General features: G+C 61.8%; 21 protein-coding genes. 7 read left to right on the forward strand and 14 right to left on the reverse strand.

The genetic code is table 11. The annotated features are described in order from the left end of the window. Positions 1-10: 10 nt before the first annotated feature. The 3 genes from ISS97_RS17670 to ISS97_RS17680 form a co-directional block, all read right to left on the reverse strand. Positions 11-598, reverse strand: coding sequence for a M17 family peptidase N-terminal domain-containing protein (locus ISS97_RS17670; protein WP_379983279.1), 588 nt, complete (start codon positions 596-598; stop codon positions 11-13). 250 nt (positions 599-848) lie between these two features. Further along, a complete protein-coding gene (locus ISS97_RS17675) occupies positions 849-1,226 on the reverse strand; it encodes a TraR/DksA family transcriptional regulator (RefSeq protein WP_379983278.1) in 378 nt (125 codons plus the stop codon). Between the two features lie 231 nt (positions 1,227-1,457). After that, positions 1,458-2,360 (reverse strand): LysR substrate-binding domain-containing protein, encoded by a 903-nt coding sequence (locus ISS97_RS17680; RefSeq protein ID WP_379983277.1) that lies wholly within the window; start codon positions 2,358-2,360, stop codon positions 1,458-1,460. 101 nt (positions 2,361-2,461) lie between these two features. Between ISS97_RS17680 and ISS97_RS17685 the strand changes: the two genes are divergently transcribed. The 4 genes from ISS97_RS17685 (at position 2,462) to ISS97_RS17700 (ending at position 6,221) form a co-directional block, all read left to right on the forward strand. Continuing rightward, positions 2,462-3,646: an MFS transporter gene (locus ISS97_RS17685; protein ID WP_379983276.1), complete on the forward strand. Its 1,185-nt coding sequence runs from the start codon at positions 2,462-2,464 to the stop codon at positions 3,644-3,646. A 47-nt stretch (positions 3,647-3,693) separates the two neighbouring features. After that, positions 3,694-4,497: a 2,5-didehydrogluconate reductase DkgB gene (dkgB, locus tag ISS97_RS17690; RefSeq protein ID WP_379983275.1), complete on the forward strand. Its 804-nt coding sequence runs from the start codon at positions 3,694-3,696 to the stop codon at positions 4,495-4,497. 103 nt (positions 4,498-4,600) lie between these two features. After that, positions 4,601-5,719: an alkene reductase gene (locus ISS97_RS17695; protein WP_379983274.1), complete on the forward strand. Its 1,119-nt coding sequence runs from the start codon at positions 4,601-4,603 to the stop codon at positions 5,717-5,719. 136 nt (positions 5,720-5,855) lie between these two features. Beyond that, positions 5,856-6,221, forward strand: a complete 366-nt coding sequence (locus tag ISS97_RS17700) for a MoaF-related domain-containing protein (protein ID WP_379983273.1) — start codon at positions 5,856-5,858, stop codon at positions 6,219-6,221. A gap of 96 nt (positions 6,222-6,317) precedes the next feature. Here the strand turns inward: ISS97_RS17700 and ISS97_RS17705 are convergent, their stop codons facing one another. Next, on the reverse strand, positions 6,318-6,566 hold the full coding sequence (locus tag ISS97_RS17705) for a hypothetical protein (protein ID WP_379983272.1): 249 nt from the start codon (positions 6,564-6,566) through the stop codon (positions 6,318-6,320). A 301-nt stretch (positions 6,567-6,867) separates the two neighbouring features. Here ISS97_RS17705 and ISS97_RS17710 point away from each other — a divergent pair, with 301 nt between their 5' ends. Next, the gene (locus ISS97_RS17710; RefSeq protein WP_379983271.1) at positions 6,868-7,698 is read left to right on the forward strand and encodes an endonuclease/exonuclease/phosphatase family protein; all 831 of its coding nucleotides are present in this window, start codon (positions 6,868-6,870) and stop codon (positions 7,696-7,698) included. Between the two features lie 25 nt (positions 7,699-7,723). Here the strand turns inward: ISS97_RS17710 and ISS97_RS17715 are convergent, their stop codons facing one another. The 5 genes from ISS97_RS17715 to ISS97_RS17735 all read right to left on the reverse strand — a co-directional run bounded on the left by ISS97_RS17715 (position 7,724) and on the right by ISS97_RS17735 (position 12,793). Next, positions 7,724-9,208: an alpha-N-arabinofuranosidase gene (locus tag ISS97_RS17715; protein ID WP_379983270.1), complete on the reverse strand. Its 1,485-nt coding sequence runs from the start codon at positions 9,206-9,208 to the stop codon at positions 7,724-7,726. A gap of 224 nt (positions 9,209-9,432) precedes the next feature. After that, entirely contained in the window at positions 9,433-9,981 is a 549-nt protein-coding gene (locus tag ISS97_RS17720) for an isochorismatase family protein (RefSeq protein WP_379983269.1), read from the reverse strand. 45 nt (positions 9,982-10,026) lie between these two features. Next, positions 10,027-10,764, reverse strand: a complete 738-nt coding sequence (locus ISS97_RS17725; RefSeq protein WP_379983268.1) for a pirin family protein — start codon at positions 10,762-10,764, stop codon at positions 10,027-10,029. An 11-nt stretch (positions 10,765-10,775) separates the two neighbouring features. Then, positions 10,776-11,849 carry an alkene reductase gene (locus ISS97_RS17730; protein ID WP_379983267.1) on the reverse strand — a complete coding sequence of 358 codons (1,074 nt, stop codon included), beginning with the start codon at positions 11,847-11,849 and terminating at the stop codon, positions 10,776-10,778. A gap of 44 nt (positions 11,850-11,893) precedes the next feature. Continuing rightward, entirely contained in the window at positions 11,894-12,793 is a 900-nt protein-coding gene (locus ISS97_RS17735; protein ID WP_379983266.1) for a Rossmann-fold NAD(P)-binding domain-containing protein, read from the reverse strand. A 120-nt stretch (positions 12,794-12,913) separates the two neighbouring features. Here ISS97_RS17735 and ISS97_RS17740 point away from each other — a divergent pair, with 120 nt between their 5' ends. Together ISS97_RS17740 and ISS97_RS17745 are read left to right on the forward strand one after the other, a co-directional pair. After that, positions 12,914-13,792 carry a LysR family transcriptional regulator gene (locus tag ISS97_RS17740; protein WP_379983265.1) on the forward strand — a complete coding sequence of 293 codons (879 nt, stop codon included), beginning with the start codon at positions 12,914-12,916 and terminating at the stop codon, positions 13,790-13,792. Then, positions 13,785-14,690, forward strand: a complete 906-nt coding sequence (locus ISS97_RS17745; protein ID WP_379983264.1) for a class I SAM-dependent methyltransferase — start codon at positions 13,785-13,787, stop codon at positions 14,688-14,690. The genes ISS97_RS17740 and ISS97_RS17745 overlap by 8 nt, the downstream gene beginning before the upstream one ends. A gap of 32 nt (positions 14,691-14,722) precedes the next feature. On the opposite strand, the gene ISS97_RS17750 is transcribed toward ISS97_RS17745, so the two are convergent. From ISS97_RS17750 to ISS97_RS17770, 5 genes are all read right to left on the reverse strand, one after another. After that, a complete protein-coding gene (locus ISS97_RS17750) occupies positions 14,723-15,625 on the reverse strand; it encodes a type II secretion system minor pseudopilin (protein WP_379983263.1) in 903 nt (300 codons plus the stop codon). Then, positions 15,609-16,274 (reverse strand): prepilin-type N-terminal cleavage/methylation domain-containing protein, encoded by a 666-nt coding sequence (locus ISS97_RS17755; RefSeq protein WP_379983262.1) that lies wholly within the window; start codon positions 16,272-16,274, stop codon positions 15,609-15,611. The genes ISS97_RS17750 and ISS97_RS17755 overlap by 17 nt, the downstream gene beginning before the upstream one ends. Further along, positions 16,271-16,726: a prepilin-type N-terminal cleavage/methylation domain-containing protein gene (locus tag ISS97_RS17760; protein WP_379983261.1), complete on the reverse strand. Its 456-nt coding sequence runs from the start codon at positions 16,724-16,726 to the stop codon at positions 16,271-16,273. The genes ISS97_RS17755 and ISS97_RS17760 overlap by 4 nt, the downstream gene beginning before the upstream one ends. A 103-nt stretch (positions 16,727-16,829) precedes the next feature. After that, the gene (locus ISS97_RS17765) at positions 16,830-18,116 is read right to left on the reverse strand and encodes a substrate-binding domain-containing protein (RefSeq protein ID WP_379983260.1); all 1,287 of its coding nucleotides are present in this window, start codon (positions 18,114-18,116) and stop codon (positions 16,830-16,832) included. 266 nt (positions 18,117-18,382) lie between these two features. After that, positions 18,383-18,745, reverse strand: a complete 363-nt coding sequence (locus ISS97_RS17770) for a hypothetical protein (protein WP_379983259.1) — start codon at positions 18,743-18,745, stop codon at positions 18,383-18,385. Positions 18,746-18,869: the final 124 nt, after the last annotated feature.

An 18,869-nucleotide genomic window follows, 5' to 3' on the forward strand; every position in this document is an offset into this window, starting at 1 on the left:
TTCGATCCCCTCAGGGTCTTCGGGCCTTGGCTGACAGTGCCTGCTGAAATGACTCTGCTGTTTGGTCAAAGTGCGAGGCACCGACATCAAAGATCCAGCGACGAAGACGATGAGCCGAGGCAAGGCCCGACTCAGTCACTTTCGCCTGAGCGCCAATCGCCTCGAGGACAGCCTCCATCATCGTTTGCGCCACGCCGGAAATGACGCGCCCATCCAGGCCGGCATCAAGGAGACTTGGAGCAAAAGCACAGCTTGTGAAGCGATGCTGCATGGCCGTTCGAACAGAGGTAGCTGCCGCCATGGCCGATACTTTTGGCGTCCAGATATCGGGATCACCGAGACCGATCACCAGGACTGCCTGAGCCGGAATCGCAAAGGGAACACGGTCGAGCAGCAATGTTTCCAGATAGTGGCCGCTAAAGACGCCGGACCGCCGGAGTGCGGATAACGCACCACCCAGTGCCGCATCCAGATGTTGCATGCCTCCCACCCATCCCGCATCGCCGATCTCGCGCTCGAACATGCACGCGCACGAGAGATCAACCGATGCCTCCACACCATCCCAGGCGGCCATCTCAATGGAAATGTCCTTCCACATGCCTATTTTTCGCTGCAGGGGCATCGCGCTCTTCTCTGGCCTCACTCATGCCGCGTGCACTAGGTATTTCTGTTTGCCGGCACACGAATGGCGGCAGAAATCTCTACGCGAGTGGCCGTTCTCAGCAGGTAAGAGCCCGCCCCCATGGCCAATGCGCGCTTGTCGATAGCCCGCCGGGGCAAGGCCGACAACGACCACATGACTTATAGCGTGACGGCCTGTTGAAGCCTTGGCTTCAACGTCAGTCGCGTCACTCTTCTTCATCCAGCGTCAGAGTTGCCTCCGGCACTGCGATCAACCGGGCCTTCGGGATGGGCACACCACTCTTTTCGGAGAGGCCGTACACGCCCTTATCCATGCGCTCCAGCGCGCGGACCACTTGGGCAAGCCGCCTCACATTGCGATGGAAAAGTGCCTCGTCGTTCTCCTGGATGGCCATGCCCTCCGCGCTGTCGGCGACATCGCGAGCCTCGCCACCAGCTTCGAACTGCACGGCCTCCTCCTCCTCGCCAGCGACGTCTGCGGCCCGGGTCAGGTCGTCGCGAAGCTTGATCAGACGCGCTCTTTGCGCGTCCAAGAAATCCTGATCCAGCACCTCGTGTGCCGGTGCCTGTTCGCGCTTGCTCATTAGCCGCCTCTCTTACCCAGGGGTGATCCGTCCACTCGCTATCGTGTCGTGTCCAAGGAACAGCATGGCTGATCCATCCGCCTCCTTGCGGAAGCGAAAGACCCTTTGATCATAGGTCCGCATACGGAGGCGCCATAGACCCTAATGGGTGATGTTGAAAATGATCCAGGCCCCAGGCGAGGCCTTCCGCCCCACGTCCGCAAAAAGGACAACAGTGCTGCTATTCGAAAGTCACTCTTCGAAAGGTCGTTCACCCAGCGCTTCGACGATGTGATCAACAAAGCAGGTAATGCGCGATGCAAGCGTCGTGTTTCGGTAATAGACCGCGTTGACCGGCTGGCGCACATCCAGTGCCTGCCTGGCGAACAGTTGCACCAGCCGCCCCGATTGGCGGTCTTCGCGCGTCAAGAAGTCCGACAGGCAGACGATGCCTAGTCCTGCCAACGCCATCTGTCTGAGCGTTTCGCCGCTGGATGAAGCGATGGTTGGCGTGATGTGGACAGCACTGCCACTGGCATCGCGTAACGGCCAGTCATTGAGCGTATCGGGCTGAGTGAAGCCGAGCAGGTCATGCTGATCGAGCTGGGCCGCCTTGGCTGGCGTGCCGCGGCGTTTTAGGTAGTCAGGGCTGGCAAGGATGCGCAGGCGGCTGCTTCCGATGGGGCGCGCGTGCAGCGTGGAATCCTTCAAGGCGCCAATGCGAAACGCCACGTCCGCGCGCTTCTCGATCAGATCGATGATGCCCTCGTTCGAGTTGAGTTCCAGCTCGACGTCCGGGAAGCGGGCGCGAAACCCCGCCACCTGGGGCACGATAACGTGCAGCATGAACGGCGTTGCCGCATCGACGCGAAGGCGTCCGACTGGCCGTAACCGCCTCGCCGCCATTTGCTCTTCCGCTTCGTCCACCGACGCCAGAATGCTGCGGGCGTATTGCAGGAAGGCCGCGCCCTCTTCGGTCAGCTCCAGTCGTCGCGTGGTGCGCCGGAGCAAGGTGGTCTGCAGCTTTTCTTCGAGACGGCCGAGCGTGCGACTGGTCGCCGAGATAGTCAGCTCGAGCTGTTCTGAGGCGGCCGTTATAGAACCAGTGTCCACAACGGCCACGAACGCCTGCAATTCGTCGAGGGTCGTTTTCATTGTTTACTTAAACTCAAATGTATTTGGCTTATATACGGCTTAATCTTCAAATGTAAAGTCGACAGACTGCGCTCCATTGACTCCCTTCATGGATCGTAGCCATGCCTCTTGCACTGTTTGCCCTGACGCTGGCGGCCTTCGCCATCGGCACCACGGAATTCGTCATCGTCGGCCTGATCCCGACGATTGCCAGCGACCTTGGGGTTGGCATTCCCTCAGCCGGCCTGCTGGTGAGCCTGTATGCCCTGGGTGTCGCAATTGGTGCGCCCATCCTCTCCGCCATGACCGGCCGCATGCCGCGCAAGCCGTTGCTGGTCGGGCTGATGGCGCTGTTCACCATCGGCAACCTGGTGGCATGGATAGCGCCGGGCTACGGCACGCTGATCGTGGCCCGCCTGTTGACCGGGCTGGCGCACGGCGTGTTCTTCTCCGTGGGCTCCATCGTTGCCACCAACCTGGTGCCTCGCGAAAAAGCGGCCCGCGCCATCGCCACCATGTTCAGTGGCATGACGGTGGCCTTCGTGACCGGCATTCCGCTGGGCACTTTTATTGGCCAACACTTTGGCTGGCGCATGACCTTCCTGGCCGTCGCGGCGTTTGGCGTGATTGCGCTGATCGGTGCACTGGCACTGGTGCCAAACAACATCCAGAACAGCACACCGGCCCCGCTGCGTCGTCAGATGCGCGTACTGCTGGAACCGCGCCTGCTGCTGGTCTATGCGATGACGGCCGTGGGTTATGGCGGTTCGCTGATCGCCTTCACCTTCCTCGCACCCATTCTGGAAAACATCGCCGGCTTCAAGCCCGACATGGTGGGCCTGGTACTGCTCGCCTACGGCGTCTCGGTTGCTATCGGTAATGTCTGGGGTGGCCGCCTGGCCGATCACCGCGGACCGGTGACTGCGCTGAAGATCATCTTCGGACTCCTGGCTGCCGTGCTGCTGGTGCTGACTTTCACCGCACCCAGCAAGCCCCTTGTGGTGCTGACGGTTCTAGCATGGGGTGCGGTGGCCTTCGGCAACGTTCCGGCCTTGCAGGTCTACGTGGTACGGCAGGCCGAACAGGTCGCCCCGGAAGCAACGGACGTCGCCGCCGGCTTCAACATCTCGGCCTTCAATCTCGGCGTCGCCGGCGGCTCCTGGTCCGGCGCGCAAGTGGTCAGCCATCTAGGCCTGGTGCATACGCCGTGGATCGCCGCCTTGGTGACGTTGGGCGCGCTTGGCCTCACGGCGCTCTCTGGACGTCTGGATGGCCGAACCGCCCCAGCCCAGCTCGCACAAGCCTGATCCCCCTCCCCCTCATCGACTTCTGCAACGTAACAAGGAGTTACTCCGTGAGCATTCCATCTTTTGGCGTCGGCACCTTTCGCCTGACCGGCCAGACCGTTATCGATTCCGTGCGCACCGCACTGGAACTGGGTTATCGCGCTGTAGACACCGCACAGATCTACGGCAATGAGGCCGAGGTCGGCCAGGCTATCGCCGACAGCGGCATCAAGCGCGACGACCTGTTCGTCACGACCAAGATCTGGACCGAGAACTACGCCAAAGACAAGCTGATTCCCAGCCTGCGCGACAGCCTGAAGAAGCTGCGCACATCCCATGTCGACCTCACCCTTATCCATTGGCCGGCGCCCGGTACCGGCATCGAGCTCTCCGAATACATGACGGCCCTGGCCGAGGCAAAAGCAGTGGGGCTGACCCGGCAGATCGGCATTTCCAATTTCAACATCGAGCTGACCCGACAAGCCATCGCGGCGGTGGGCAAGAACCAGATCGCCACCAACCAGATCGAGCTGAGCCCTTACCTGCAGAACCCCAAACTCACTGCGTTCCTCAAGGAACAAGGCATCACGGTCACGTCCTACATGACGCTGGCCTATGGCAAGGTGCTGAAGGATCCCATGCTTGCGCAGATCGCCCAGAAGCATCAGGCGACCGTGGCGCAAGTAGCGCTGGCCTGGGCTTTACAGCTCGGCTACGCAGTCATCCCGTCCTCCACCAAGCGCGAGAACCTGGCCAGCAACCTGCTCGCCCGTGACCTGCGCCTGGATGCCGACGACATGGCGAAGATTGCTGCGCTTGAGCGCAAGGGCCGCGAGGTCAGTCCCCAAGGCCTTGCTCCGACGTGGGACTGATCGCGCGCCGTCATACACGCCGCTCATTCAATCGCCGAGCACGTGCTCCCGCTTTTTCACACTCAGTCAGCCGACACGAACGTGTCGGTCACGGAGATTCATCATGCCTGATCGGCCAGATCCACTCTTCCAGCCCTATGCCCTGGGCCATCTTGAATTACCCAACCGCATCGTCATGCCGCCGATGACGCGCTCGCGCGCCAGCCAACCCGGCGATATACCTAACGAGTTGATGGCCGAGTACTACGCGCAGCGCGCCAGCGCCGGCCTGATCATCAGCGAGGGCACCTGGATTTCTCCGCTCGGCAAAGGCTATGCGTGGACGCCGGGCATCTATTCCCCTGCGCAGGTGGCCGGATGGCGCAAGATCACCAAGGCCGTGCACGCAGCAGGTGGGCGCATTTTTGCGCAGCTGTGGCACGTGGGCCGTCTGAGTCACACCAGCCTGCTCGATGGCCTGGCGCCGGTGTCCTCGTCGGCTATCCAGGCCGAGGGCGTCAACGTATTCGTGGCCGAAAGCAACGGCACGCCCGGTTTCGTAGCGGCGTCCAAGCCGCGCGCGCTCAAGGTGGAGGAAATCCACGCCATCGTTGATGAGTATCGCCAGGCCGCACGCAATGCCATGGCCGCCGGCTTCGACGGCGTGGAGCTGCATGCGGCCAACGGCTATCTCGTCAACCAGTTCATTGATTCCAACGCCAACGACCGTACCGACGCCTACGGCGGCTCGCTGGAGAATCGCCTGCGCTTTCTTGGCGAAGTGGCACAGGCGCTGGTCGAAGGCACGGGCGACAAAAGCCGCGTGGGCATTCGCCTCGCGCCACTGACCACGCTCAATGGATGTGCCGATGCCGATCCGGAAACCACCTATCTTGCCGCGGCGGAACTGCTGAGTTCGATCGGCGTCGCTTATATCCACATCGCCGAGGCTGACTGGGACGACGCACCGCACATGTCGGTCGAATTCAAGCAGCGACTGCGCGCGGCGTTCCCGGGTACGCTGATCTACGCCGGCAGGTACACCGCCGAGCGTGCACGCATAGCGTTGCGCGAGGGATGGACTGACCTCATCGCCTTTGGCCGCCCCTTTGTCGCCAACCCCGACCTGCCGGAGCGACTGCGCATCGACGCGCCACTCAACACGCACGACCGCAACACCCTCTTCGGCGGCGGCGCCCATGGCTTCACGGATTACCCCGCACTGGCTGCCTGCACGGCCTGAGCACACCTAATACAACCTGGAGCTGATCGACAGCCGCGAGATCTTCCGCGACAAGGCGCGGTAATTCCTGGCTTGTGCTCAGTCAGCCGCTATACGTCAGCTCCACTCAGGTCAACATCAACCCGGTAGCCATCCGATGAACAACCAGACCCGAACTCTCAGACCACCGTTTGCCGGCCGCGCTTTCCGCGTCGATTACGACGTCCTATCCGCGCACAACATCTATGCCGAGGACGGCCAGTCCGTCCGTTACGCCATCGTCGCCGGCCCTTACACCGGGGCCAGTGGCGAATCTCCGTGCCAATGGCGGCAAATCGCCGAAGGCGTCTACGTCATCTCGTGGCAAGAGGCTGATGGCGCGACCGTGGTGCATGTCGACGATTTCGGTGCCGGCCGATCGCTGGCTTTCTTCACCGCGTCCGATCTCAGTTTCCACCGCATGCAGGGCGCACTAACCGCGTTGGATGCTGCGCATGACACGGCATCCGACAGCCAGACATGAGCGCAGTAATGCGCTCACCGCTTGAGATTTCGCGGTGTGCCGGACTTTTCGTGACGTGACTCTAAATGCGCCGCGCCGGCGGCGCATACGCCAACGTCATTTTCGTGACGTAACGACCATGAGCTCCTTCAGCTCACGGCGGGCCGCCTCCGCCTCCCCCTGATCCAAAAAGTTGAGAACCATCTGCACGCGCTCAAACAGCAGCAGAGCGGCTCTTTTGCGGCGCGCGCGAAAGCGCGCCTGGCGCTGCGCGCTGGTGAGCGGACTTTCCTTCCGCGGCCGTCCGCGCGGACGACGAAAGGCCAATGGCAGTTCGAGGGTTCCGGGATCGCGCGCATCAACCATGTCTTTGCTCCGTTGGGCGGCGCCCATTTTAAGTTACGTAACAATAAATGCAAGAGTATTTTGCGAATTTGGGAGAGAAAAATTAAATATTTCAGTCTTGTATTCGATATATCTAAGGTTAAATATCGGAAATATCAGGCGCATTTGCCCGCCCCGCTCCACCCGCGACATGTTTTTCGTAACCGCACGAAAACCCGGCAACCGGCATGACCGGTACCGCACATGGCACTGACTGACTCACCATCGTCGCGATGGCATCTCTATAGTCGGCCGATCATTCAGAAGAAGCCGGAGCCCGTTCATGACTCGTCTCTCCCGAATCGCACTCGCCTTGGCCATCGCCGTCGCCGCTCTGCCCGCGGCCGCGACGGATCTCAAGGTGATGTCGTTCAACGTCCGCACCATGGCCGCCCAGGACGGCCCCAACGGCTGGGACAAGCGGCGCGACTTGTTCGCCGACACCATCCGCCAGCTGCACCCCGATGTCATCGGCACGCAGGAGCTCATCAAGCAGCAAGGCGACGACACGGTCGAGCGCCTTCCGGAATACACCTGGTTCGGCCGCGACCGCTTCGGCGGGCACAACGACGAGCACATGGGCATCTTCTACCGGAAGGACCGGCTGAAGCTCGTGGAATCAGGCGACTTCTGGCTTTCCGATACACCGGACAAAGTGGCCAGCATTACCTGGGGCAATATCTTTCCGCGCATGGTCAACTGGGCATTGTTCGAGCACCTGCCCAACCACAAGCGCTTTTATCTGCTCGACACGCACTTTCCCTATCGCGACCAGGACGAAGACGCCAGGACGCGCGGTGCGCGGGAGATCGCCGCCTGGATCGCCAAGCTGCCGCCAGATGTCCCGGTCATCATCACCGGCGATTTCAACACCGAGCCGAGCAGCGAAGCACATACCGTACTCACCGCCACCTTGAAGGATGCGTGGAACACCGCGCCGAAACGCGAAGGCCCCGCGAAAACCTTCCACGACTTCACCGGCAAGGCGACCGTGCAGATCGACTGGATCCTCTATCGCGGCGTGAAGGCCAACGCCATGCGCACGATCACGACGTCGAAGGACGGGCGCTACCCGTCCGATCACTTTCCGGTGCAGGCGGACTTCACGCTGTGAGACCAGCCTTTCCCTGCTGAGTGCGTCAACGCATATCGAGCACCACCACGGATCGCGGCGGCAGTGACAGCACCCACTCGCCGCCGCTGGACGACATCCCTGCCAGCGGCTCGGGTTTCACCACGCCTGGATGATCGAAGGTGTTGATCGACGTTATCGCGGGCGCTGTGAGCACGCGCCCCTTGATGCTTTTTGCCTGCGCACCCGACAAGCGGACATGAAGTCGGACCGGCTTGTCAGGGCTGGGATTGACCAGGCCAACATGGACGACGCCGGCGGCATCGCGTCCAGCGCTGGCCTGCACGCCAGGCACATGCACGTTGCCGAACACATAGTCCGGCGCGCGCACGTCCAGCGGTAGCGAAGTGGCTCCCTGAAAGACCTGGTACATGTCGAACACATGGTAGGTCGGGGTAAGCACCATGCGCTTCTGGTCGGTGAGGATCATGGCCTGCAGCACGTTCACCATTTGCGCGATGTTGGCCATGCGCACGCGATCGGCGTGGGCGTGGAAGATGTTCAGTGTCATCGCGGCAGTGAGCGCGTCGCGCAAACTGTTCTGCTGATAGAGCGGCGGCGAGGCGACACCGGGTTGCGGGTCGTACCAGTTGCCCCATTCGTCGACCACCAGCGCGACCCGTTTCTTCGGATCGTATTTGTCCATGATCGCGCTATGCCGATTCAAAAGATCATCCATATGCAACGCGCCATGCAGCGTCGCAATCCACTCGGTCTCGCCGAAGTCGGTGGCGGAGCCTTTCTTTTTCCAGTCCTGGGTGGGCAGCGTGTAGTAATGCACGCCATAAGCATCGATCAGCTCGCCAGCCGCGGACATCACACCCTCGGTCCACGCCACATCATCGGCATTGGCACCGCTGGCCACCCTGACGATCGCTGACGGATCGTCACCGGAGGGATGCACAAAGGTCGCGAACTGACGATAGAGATCGGCGTAATACGCGGGCCGCATATGGCCGCCACAACCCCAGGCCTCATTGCCGATACCGAGATAGGCAACCTTCCACGGCTTGTCACGGCCATTGGCGCGACGTTCCCGGGCAATGCTCGATTGGCCGTCCGCCGTCAGATATTCCAGCCAGTCGCTCATCTCGCGCGCTGTGCCGCCGCCGACATTGACCCCGATATAGGTCTTGGCGCCGATCAGCTCAGCGAAATCCATGAACTCATGCGTGCCGAAGGCATTGTTCTCTTCACCGCCCCAGGACAGATTCCTGCGGACCGGCCGTTGCCCGCGCGGCCCGATACCGTCTCGCCAATGGTACTCATCGGCGAAACAACCACCCGGCCAACGGATGACGGGCACGTGGATCGCCTTGAGCGCATCCACCACGTCCTTGCGGTAACCCTTGATGTTGGGAATCGCCGACGCCTCGCCGACCCAGATGCCCTGGTCGATGCCGTGGCCCAACTGTTCTGCGAACTGCCCGTAGATTTCAGGCCGGATCACCGCACCCGGTCGATCCGCGTGCACGACGACTTGCGCGTCCACGGCATACGCCGGTTGCCCAACACAGACTCCTGCCCATGACAGCAGCAGAAACGAAAACAGACTGCGTGCCGTCATCCAAGCGCTGACTTTTATCACCTGCCGCCCCTAGCCTTCGTTCTGAATGCCCCAAGGGCGTCTATTAAGGAAGCCCCCCGCTCGGGCGCATCTTCGGCCAAACGCGCGTTGCGATATCCACCAGCGGCGCTTATGTTTTTATGGCTGCGCTAACCCTGCAGCGCTTTCATCAACACGCCGGCCAGCCGCCCGCCTTCAGGCGTTGCCCAACTGCCGGCAAGCTCTGCGATCAATTGATTGGTGCTCGTTACCGTCGCACCGGCGCGCTCCATGCGACGTAGCGCAATGTCATCGGCCATTTTCGTCGGCGAAGAACCCGCATCCGCGACTACTTGAACGTCGTAACCATCGCGCACCAGGCTCAGTGCCGGATAAACGGTGCAGACATCATTGGTAACGCCAGCAAGGATCAATTTCTTGCGTCCGGTAGCCTTCACCGCCCTGGCAAAGTTCTCATCATCCATCGCGTTGACGATACCGAGGCGCTTGATGCGTGTTTCAAACGCTTCGGGGAGCAACGTTTTCAATTCATCCAGCAAGGGCCCCTGCGCGTACTCCTCCATGCTCGATGTAAGGATCACCGGCATGTTGAGGATCTTCGCCGTCTCGGCCAGCATCAGCGCGTTGCGCTTGAGCTCCTCGAACGGCATCGATTTGGACCAGCCCATGGTGCCGACCTGATGGTCGATCAGCAGCATGGCTGCGTTGTCGGCGTTGAATCGTTCGTAATCCATAGCGTTCCCCTAGGGTTGGGTAGCCGTTGAAAGAAGCGGCGAGCCACTGAAGACCACGACTTTGGCCGCCCCGCTTGTCGCCTGGATCCGGATCACGTACGGCGCCTCCCGTGCCTGGAAAACCGGCAGCTTGAGATCTTCCAGATCGAAACGCTGACCATTGACGGCGACGGCGCCGAAGATCGGCATGATGAAAGTGCAATGCCCGGCACCCACGACCAGCTCAGCGCCGCCCTCCAGAAAGATGTCGAGCATGTCCACGGCCGTCGGCGGGCGCAGCGGAGACTGCACATCGCCATAGCTCCCCAAGGGCACGCGTACTTTGACGCCAGGCCACTGCACGACGGGAACGTCCTGGGGTTCAAGGCTCAGCGCGAAGGGTTCCATCTCCCGTTTCTCCGGCGGGAGGTTGACGAAAATCTGCAGCGAATGGACCGCCTTGTTTGGCTCCGCCGGAATCTCTTCGTGAACTATTCCGCGGCCGGCCGTGGTCCAGTGCAGACCGCCCGGCCGTATCAGGTTGTGATGGCCGATCGAGTCCCGGTTGCGAATACCGGTTTCCGAATCGAGGAACACATAAGAGACCGCGGAGAAACCGGCATGAGGATGCGGCGGAAAGGTGGGTTCGCTCATCCAGGCGTGATCGACCCCGAGGAAGGGATCGATCAGTGCAGCCACACCACGCAATCCGTAGGCCCTGAATCCGCTGCCGTGGTTGGCGCGCTGGAGTGTGGCAATCACAGGCATGACGATCTTCCTCAGGCCGGCACGGCTTCGCTCAGCGCGGGGTAATCGGTGTACCCACGCGCGGTGCCGCCGAAGAACGTGGTGCGATCCGCGTCGTTCATCGGCGCGTTCGTCTTCAGCCTGGCGACAAAATCGGGATTCGCCAGAACCATCTGGCCGTAGGCTTCCAGATCAGCCAGCCCCGAGGCCACGTCAGCTCCGATCTGTTCGCGTGGACGGCCCGGGCGATTAAGGATCAACGCCTGCTTCCAGCGCTCACGGATGTCGGCCAGGAGCGACTCGTTGCCCTGATGCATGATGTGCAGATAAGCCAGACCCAGCTTGTCGAGCTCTGCAACCAGATAGCGGTAGAGATCCGGTCCCTCGGCACCTTCGTCGATACCCCACATCGTCGTGCCCGGCGAGAGACGGATCGCCGTCCTGTCCGCGCCGATTTCATCCGCGATGGCGGCAGCTACCTCAATCGCGAAGCGTGCGCGGTTTGCAATCGACCCGCCGTACTCATCCGTGCGCACGTTGGCGCTTGGGGCGAAGAATTGCTGGACCAGATAGGCATTGGCGCCATGGATCTCGACACCGTCGGCACCGGCTTCGATCGCCCGGCGCGCCGCATGGCGGAAGTCGGTCACCGTCTGACGCACTTCGTCGGTGGTGAGGGCACGCGGCGCGGGGATGTCCTGCATGCCCTTCGCCGTGAACATGGGCGTGCCCGGTGCGATCGCCGAAGGCGCGACGCCCTGGCGATGATGCGGGGTGTTGTCGGGATGCGACATGCGCCCGGCATGCATAAGCTGGATGACGATGTGGCCGCCTTTAGCGTGCGCAGCCGACGTGACTTTGCGCCATCCGGCGACCTGCGCGTCGGTATAGATACCGGGCGTGGTGAGGTAACCCTGCCCATCGTCCGACGGCTGCGTGCCCTCGGTGACGATCAGGCCGAGGTCGGCGCGTTGCGCGTAGTACTCAACGGCCAGCGCTCCCGGCGTGCCATCGGGCTCCGCGCGGCTGCGGGTCATCGGCGCCATGACCAGGTGGTTTGGCAGGATGTAGCGACCGACGCGAACAGGAGTGAATACCTGATCCATGATGAAGTCCTCTAAAGAGATGTGGGGGAGCCGCGGTCTCGCGCTTACGGGGCTGCGATCCGGGTGCCTGCCCGAGACACCAGCGCCTCGGAAGCAGCCATGAATTGGCGGATATGTGTGTCGGTCAGTCCCGGCGACGGCAGGATGGCCCGCGCTTTCCGGTTGAACATGGCGCCGCTGTGCGCTTCGATATCGCGAGAAGCCAGCAACGGCGCGATGTGCTGCGCGTAGGCGTCGGCGCTGGGCGACAACCAACCGATCAACGTTTCTGCGATACGCGACTTCAGCGAATCCTTGCCAAAAAAGTTGTCGCGGATGTTCGTCTTGATGAGCCCCGGATTCAGGCCAAAGAACGTCGCCTGCGGGTAGCGCTTGACCGCATCGAGCACCAGCATCTCGTTGCCGGCTACCGTGTTCATGTGCGCGGACATCGCCTTGTAGGATGTCTCGGCATTGAGGTCGTCAGGCGTACCGATCTGGCCGCCGCCCGGGTAGCCCACAATGAAAACGCGGGGCTTCATCCGTGCGTCGCCAGCGCGCTCCACACCAAGCCGCGGCGCGATGCCGCGCAGGATGACCAGCCGGTTCAGATAGCTCACCGCCAGGTCGCGCTCAATGCCTTCCGCGGTTACCTGGCGCTCGGGTGCAGCAAAGATGCCTGTGGTGAAAATGACCAGGTCCAGCGTCTCCGCCGGCAACAGAGTCGCGACGCGCTGCGCTTCGCGCATCAGGCTCAAGTCGGCCTTGATAAATTCGATACCGGGGGTGCCCGCGTCTCGGAAGGTCTGGCCCACGACGATCACATGGGCACCACGCGAGGCAAGCAAGCGACTCAGCGCCCGGCCAATGCCACCGGTTCCGCCAATGACGGCGACCCTCCACCCCTGAAAAGCGTGGCTTGCATCATCGGCGCGATGCCACTTCACACGTTGATCGAACTTCATAGCGATTTCCTCGAAATCTCATTGAGGAGATCATGGACCTACGCCACATATGGGATAAAGACGGTATAGTGGATTTCATTGATCCATTGATGGAGCAATGTAATGGAACTCTTGAACGATATGGCCTTGTTCGTCGAGGTCGTCAAAGCCAAGGGCTTTCGAGGCGCTGCCGAGGCGACCGGTGTTCCAAACTCGACGCTCTCGCGCCGCATCAGCGCGCTGGAAAAAGCCATCGGCCTTCGCCTGCTGCACCGTACGACGCGCAAAGTCGAACCGACCGAAGCGGGCCGTATCTATTTCGAGCGCTGCAAGCGCATCGTCGACGAGGCCAGGCTTGCGCACGAACAACTCGGCGAGATGCTCGCCCAGCCCAGTGGCGTGCTGCGCGCATCGCTGCCCGTGGATTTCGCAGTGATCTACATGGCGCCATTGATTGCCGAGTTCGCGGAGCGGTATCCCGGCATCACCTTCGATCTCGATCTCACGCCACGGCAGGTCGATCTCGTCAGCGAACCCTTCGACATCGCGATCCGCATGGGTGAACCTGCAAGCTCGCATCTGATCGCACGCCCACTGGCATCCTTCGTGCCCCACCTTTACGCGTCGCCACGCTACCTCGAGCGATCAGGTGAACCACAGGAACCGGCCGACCTTGAGCGGCACGAATGCCTGAACATCCTCAAGGCCAACACCTGGACCTTGCACCAGGGAAAAGAGTCGACCCAGGTTTCGACCAGCAGCCGGTTCACCATCAACAGTGTCGGCCTGATACGCCGCATGGCGACACTCGGCATGGGCATCATGCTGGTGCCGGATGCCGTGGTCACTGATGATCTGGCCGCCGGGCGGCTGGTTCGCGTGCTCGGCCACTGGCACGGCAAACCCACGCCTGTCTATGCGCTTACAGAAACCCGATTGCTTCCAGCGAAGACGCAACGCTTTATCGAATTCCTGCGTGAACGCCTGGGACAGACCGAAGGGGGATTTCCCGTTGAATAACGCTATCTCTAATGAGCTCACGGAAAGCTTTGCAGCCATCGCTCAAGGCGATACCGGACGAGCGCAAAAGCTATTGGAGGCCGCAACAGCACAAGGCTCTCTACTGGCGCGCGCCCTCGCGGATCTGCTGGGCAGCGGAGAACACGGCACCGTCTACGACCAGCCCGCCGCGTTCGAAGCCTTCATACGAGGCGGCGACAACATGCCGCTTTATGCGGCGGTAAGCGCGGCACTCGCGCATCTCTACGACGCATTCGCTGTGAACACCCTGCTCGACGTGGGCTGTGGTGACGGTATGGCCTTAATACCCGCGCTTGCGCAAACCGGCCACATCCCGAGCCGCGTGGACCTGGTCGAGCCCTCGCCTGCCCTGCTCTCTCATGCCACCGGACAACTGGCTTCATCCGCGCGGCTGCAACAGAACCACATACGCACGTGGCCACTCACGGCGCAGGCGTTCTGCGACGCTCTTGAACCCTCCATGCAGTGGGACTTGGCGCAGGCCAGCTTTTCGCTGCAAAACCTGCCCCCGTCGGAGCGGGAACAGACCTTGCGGCGCCTGCGCCCTCACCTTCGCCGGCTGGCCTTGATCGAGTTCGATGTGCCGCCGCTGGTGTACGACACCGAGGCGTATTTCATCTCGCTGGCCCAGCGCTACGAACGTGCGCTGCGCGCGTATCACGACGATGCGCTACTTATCGCAGGCGGTTTCCTCGCGCCCATGCTGCTGGGCCAGGTACGGCAGACGACAAAGCCCTCGAATTGGGAGCAGCCCATCAGCGCGTGGGTCGAAGAACTGCAGCGTGCCGGCTATACCGTGCTGCGCACCGAGAAGCTGTTCGACTACAGCTGGTCACCTGCGGTGTTGATGCTCGCGGAACCGGGCGCTTCAGCTTAGGCGAATAATGGGCGTCGGCCGCCTTCATGCGATCACTGAAGGCTGCCGCCGTTCTCCGTATCGCCCTCGTCCCAGCGCAACACTCCGACACTTGCATGACCGCGCACGTACTCCAGACGCACCGTCGCATGGATTGAAACGCGAACACCGTCCGCCCCTTTCGCCGTCGCCACGATGGTCCTGACATTGCCGCCACGCCAGCTTCCGATCACGGTTCCATTGGGCAATGCCTTGGGCAGATTTTGCGGCGGCGACGCCTGGCGTATGGCGACAAAACGCTGCGCAGACTCGATGCTGACGCCCGGCAACGTGGCGAGGATCAGCGCTGATGCAAAAGCCGGCGCAGGTGTCGGGCGCCGCGACCAGACCGTGATAAACGGAGCGATGCGGCGATAGAGCGTGGGTGTCATGCCGAGTACGCCCTGCACATCTTCGGGCGTGGCGAATTCGGTATAGCGCGGCCCCCGCGCGAGTCCGGCGCGGGCATAACGCTGCGTGCCCTCATCGCGAAACACCTTGCCGCCCGCATCACGCGATTCCTGCACATTCGCCGCGAGCGCCTGCGCGGATGTGGCATCCAGACCGGCCACCTGGAACAGACCCTGCAGCACTTCCGGCGTCGCGGTGTTGAGATCGACCTTGCCCGCATCGTCGTGATTGCGGATTTCGATGTCGGCCTCGTCGAGGCGCAGCACATAGGGCCGGCCATCGGCGATCCAGCCGCCGCCGTTCTTGCCGGCGAACTCGGCCATGCCACGCATCACACCGGCCTCGGCCAGATAGTGAAGCCGCACCCGCGCCGCCTGATAGCGTGCCTGCAGTGCTTCGGTGCGAGTCAATGTGGCGTAGCCGCCCAGCAGGATCGCCAACAAGGTGCATGCCCATAGCACCACGACCAGAGCCACACCTCGCTGGTAATTAATGTTGCCCGGCATCGGCCAACGACCTCGCCAGCGCACGCGCATTGGTCGCGTTCGGGCTTTGCCGGATCAGAGCATCCAGGCGTGGCCATGAGCCGCCTTGCCCGTGCACCAGTTCGATGCGCACCATGGCCGGAAGCGAAACGGCCCCCTTCCACTGTTCCTTCCATTCGCCAGGCACGTTGTTGCGGGATGCCGCGTAGTAAGCGAAATGACCATCGCGTATGCCGCGCACCAGCACTTCTGGCGCCACGTTAGCGAGCGCCGCCGGTCCGCTCGGAGAGAGCGCACTGCTGCTCCACTCCAGCCGGAAAGTGCCGCCACGCTCCTCCTGGACCAGGGCCAGGGTTTGCAACTGCGGTCCCGCGGCATCGAGGTAACCGGGTAGCGGTGCCACAAAACGTATGCGGCGCGATTCGCCATCGAACACGATGGGATTGCCATTCGCATCGAGCTTCCACGGAATCGCCCGCGCCTGCATCAAATCATGACGAAGGAACTGCTGCGCCGCGCGTATCTGGTCGAGCTGCTCGACGCGCTTCGAGCCGGAATGCACGCTCTGCGTCGCAGTGCGGATGCCACCGAACACCGCCAGCAACAACATCCCCAGCAGCATCAGCGCCGTCAACACTTCCAGCAGGCTGAAGCCGCGCGCGTGCCTCATGGCGCACCTCGCGCCGGCGCAGGCGAAGGCTTCTCGTCCACTGCGCGCAACGTCACGTAGCGGGTCGAACGCGGCGAGCGCATATCGCCCCACTGCACATCCAGCTCCACGCGATAGAGCGTCAAGGTACTGTCGGCAGGCACGCCGGGCTCCGTCCATCGCGTAACGCGCATGCGCCAGCGATAGTCGAGATCGAAGTCACCCTTATCGTCCCCTGCCCTCACCGGCTCGGCCACACCGAGGCCATCGAGCTTCGACTGCGCCCACATATCCGCCCGGCTGATTTCCGCGGCACGGCTCGACAAATTCATCGACCCACCCGCCACTTTCATCAACGCCGCGAAAGCGATCGCCAGCAGCAGGATGGCGGCGATGACTTCGAGCAGGCTGAACCCACGAGCGCGCGGCGGCATGGACGGCTGTTTCGACTTGGCATAGCTGGCGATGGACAAAGACTGGCATGCCTTGATTACAGAAGCGTGCCGCCTGGCCCGGATACAGAAAAACGTGAGAGAGGGCGAACCCTCTCCCACGCACCACGGCAAACAGGACAGATCAGTTGACGATGCAACCGTCGATCTGCGACTGCGTGAAGCTGGTGTTCAAGAACGCCAGACCCTGGCCATCACCAATCGTGGTGGTGGCGGCAGTGATCGTCGCGTTGTACGGCGCGCCCAGCAGCTTGCGAACGTTGGCGGTATCGCCGCCGTTGTTGTTGGTGTTGCCCAGCAGATAGGACACGGCAACGATCGGGTAGCTACCCGACGGCTGAGTGGCGTAGGCATTGGGCTTCACCAGCGCGATGCACTGGGTCGACGGGGCACCGGAGATGGCAGCGAAGGTCGGGCGACCATTGGCGTCCACGCCAGTGATGGCCTGGTTGTAAACCACGTCGGCGCTGTTGATCGTCACCTTATGCGTGGTCGGATCGGCGAAGTTGGCCACCGGATCAAGGCTGTCAACCGTGGCGAACAGACCGAACGCGCCCTGCACGTTGGCCGCCTCGGCATAACCGATGCTGCCATCCGTAGCGAGCACCTGATTCACCACGGCGGGGTTACCACTCTGACCGCTCCACGCGCTCGGCAGACCGCTAGGGAAGTAGCTGGCGACGGCATTGGTGAAAGCCTGATCCGTCACGAAATGCTGGCTGCCGGTGGCCGCGCAGCTCGCCGACAAATGATTGCTGAAACCGAAGCTGGTGCCACTGCCATCGGAGCGATAGGCGACCTTGATGGTGCCGTCCACGACGTTGCTGGGAATGCCGGTAACGCCCGGCTCGCTGGCAAGCGCCTTCCAGGTGGTGATCTTGCCCGAGAAGATCTTGCAGACGGCCAGGCTGGTGAGGTTCAGCGAGGGCACGTCGGACTTGTTGAAGGCAATGGCGATCGCGCCGGCCACAGCCGGGAACTGCACCGGATGGCTGCCCGAGCGATTGGTGACGTAGTTGTTGTAATCGGTCGACGACAGCGGCGAATCCGAAGCCGCGAAGTTCGGCTGGGTCAGATCGCTGCGATTCACGCCAGAGGTAGCGGCACCGAAACCCGTCGGGGTCGGACCATCCGGGCAACCATTCTGCACGTTGGTGCCACTGACGCCGGCGAGGATGTTCTTGCCCGCGCCACTGCCGGTCTGGCAGTAGGAGACCTGCGGGTTGCCGGTTTGAGCCGAGAACGTCGCCAGGAAAGAACCGGAGGTCGGAGCAATCAGGCGATGGGTGACATCACCACCGTAGCCGAGCGCCGGCAGCGTGGCGCCACCACCTACCAAAGTGGTGCCGGCATTTGCGGCCGAAGCGACGGCGGTCATGCCGAGCACGAGCGCGCCCGCAAGCGTCTTCATGCGGGTATTTCCATTGAACCCGAAAATCATGACGTACCCCTTGCAAATATACCCCCGGAATGGAGGCTTAGTATTTGTACTGGCACGCAATGACATGACGATTAAGAATACATGTATAGAAAAATGTCTTTGCGATGACTTCGCATTCCATGGATCTCGTCATGAAACGCAACGGAAGCATTGATTGAAAAATGCTTTCCACAATATTTTCATGGAATTAAATAAATATGGAAATGGATCGCAAAAAGTGAGATGTCGCAGCGCGCTCAGGCGTCAAACTCGCGCAGCATGGATGCAACCTCGGCATCGAGTTCTTTCTCGCTCGCCAGGACATGCAGGTCATCGCTTTCCAGCTCGCGCAACACGCTGCGGATCGAGCTGCGACGGCCTTCGCGACACCACAGATTGAGCACACCAGCCAGCGCCGGCATGAAGCCTGGCGTATGGCGGCCATCCCGATCGGAGCGGCGGCGCAGCCTTCCTTTCAACATGTACGACAGGCGCGCATGGAGACCGATCACCGGGGATCGATTGAGTTGCTCAACCAGCCCACGCTCGCACTGATCCAATAAACGATCTGCGATTTTTTCCTGACGCGCATCCAGCAGTTGCCGCAAGGCTTCAGCCAAAGCAGCTCCACTGCCCCCTTCATAGCTCTGGGCAGACATTTTTACCCTTGTCGAATGGATAATCCTTAAGGGATAACTAATTAATCACTATCCCTGGCCTGCGAAATCTTTTAGCAAGCGCTGA

This window comes from Dyella koreensis, from assembly GCF_044904565.1.
Lineage (GTDB): Bacteria > Pseudomonadota > Gammaproteobacteria > Xanthomonadales > Rhodanobacteraceae > Dyella_D > Dyella_D koreensis.

What these genes read in the sequence shown, in the direction of transcription:
- ISS97_RS17755 (WP_379983262.1), bottom strand. Translation starts at nt 16,274, where the DNA reads ATGAGGCACGCGCGCGGCTTCAGCCTGCTGGAAGTGTTGACGGCGCTG.
- ISS97_RS17695 (WP_379983274.1), top strand. Translation starts at nt 4,601, where the DNA reads ATGCCTGATCGGCCAGATCCACTCTTCCAGCCCTATGCCCTGGGCCAT.
- ISS97_RS17750 (WP_379983263.1), bottom strand. Translation starts at nt 15,625, where the DNA reads ATGCCGGGCAACATTAATTACCAGCGAGGTGTGGCTCTGGTCGTGGTG.
- ISS97_RS17765 (WP_379983260.1), bottom strand. Translation starts at nt 18,116, where the DNA reads ATGAAGACGCTTGCGGGCGCGCTCGTGCTCGGCATGACCGCCGTCGCT.
- ISS97_RS17670 (WP_379983279.1), bottom strand. Translation starts at nt 598, where the DNA reads ATGTGGAAGGACATTTCCATTGAGATGGCCGCCTGGGATGGTGTGGAG.
- ISS97_RS17710 (WP_379983271.1), top strand. Translation starts at nt 6,868, where the DNA reads ATGACTCGTCTCTCCCGAATCGCACTCGCCTTGGCCATCGCCGTCGCC.
- ISS97_RS17705 (WP_379983272.1), bottom strand. Translation starts at nt 6,566, where the DNA reads ATGGTTGATGCGCGCGATCCCGGAACCCTCGAACTGCCATTGGCCTTT.
- ISS97_RS17730 (WP_379983267.1), bottom strand. Translation starts at nt 11,849, where the DNA reads ATGGATCAGGTATTCACTCCTGTTCGCGTCGGTCGCTACATCCTGCCA.
- ISS97_RS17735 (WP_379983266.1), bottom strand. Translation starts at nt 12,793, where the DNA reads ATGAAGTTCGATCAACGTGTGAAGTGGCATCGCGCCGATGATGCAAGC.
- ISS97_RS17720 (WP_379983269.1), bottom strand. Translation starts at nt 9,981, where the DNA reads ATGCTGCTGATCGACCATCAGGTCGGCACCATGGGCTGGTCCAAATCG.
- ISS97_RS17700 (WP_379983273.1), top strand. Translation starts at nt 5,856, where the DNA reads ATGAACAACCAGACCCGAACTCTCAGACCACCGTTTGCCGGCCGCGCT.
- ISS97_RS17740 (WP_379983265.1), top strand. Translation starts at nt 12,914, where the DNA reads ATGGCCTTGTTCGTCGAGGTCGTCAAAGCCAAGGGCTTTCGAGGCGCT.
- ISS97_RS17680 (WP_379983277.1), bottom strand. Translation starts at nt 2,360, where the DNA reads ATGAAAACGACCCTCGACGAATTGCAGGCGTTCGTGGCCGTTGTGGAC.
- ISS97_RS17675 (WP_379983278.1), bottom strand. Translation starts at nt 1,226, where the DNA reads ATGAGCAAGCGCGAACAGGCACCGGCACACGAGGTGCTGGATCAGGAT.
- ISS97_RS17725 (WP_379983268.1), bottom strand. Translation starts at nt 10,764, where the DNA reads ATGCCTGTGATTGCCACACTCCAGCGCGCCAACCACGGCAGCGGATTC.
- ISS97_RS17685 (WP_379983276.1), top strand. Translation starts at nt 2,462, where the DNA reads ATGCCTCTTGCACTGTTTGCCCTGACGCTGGCGGCCTTCGCCATCGGC.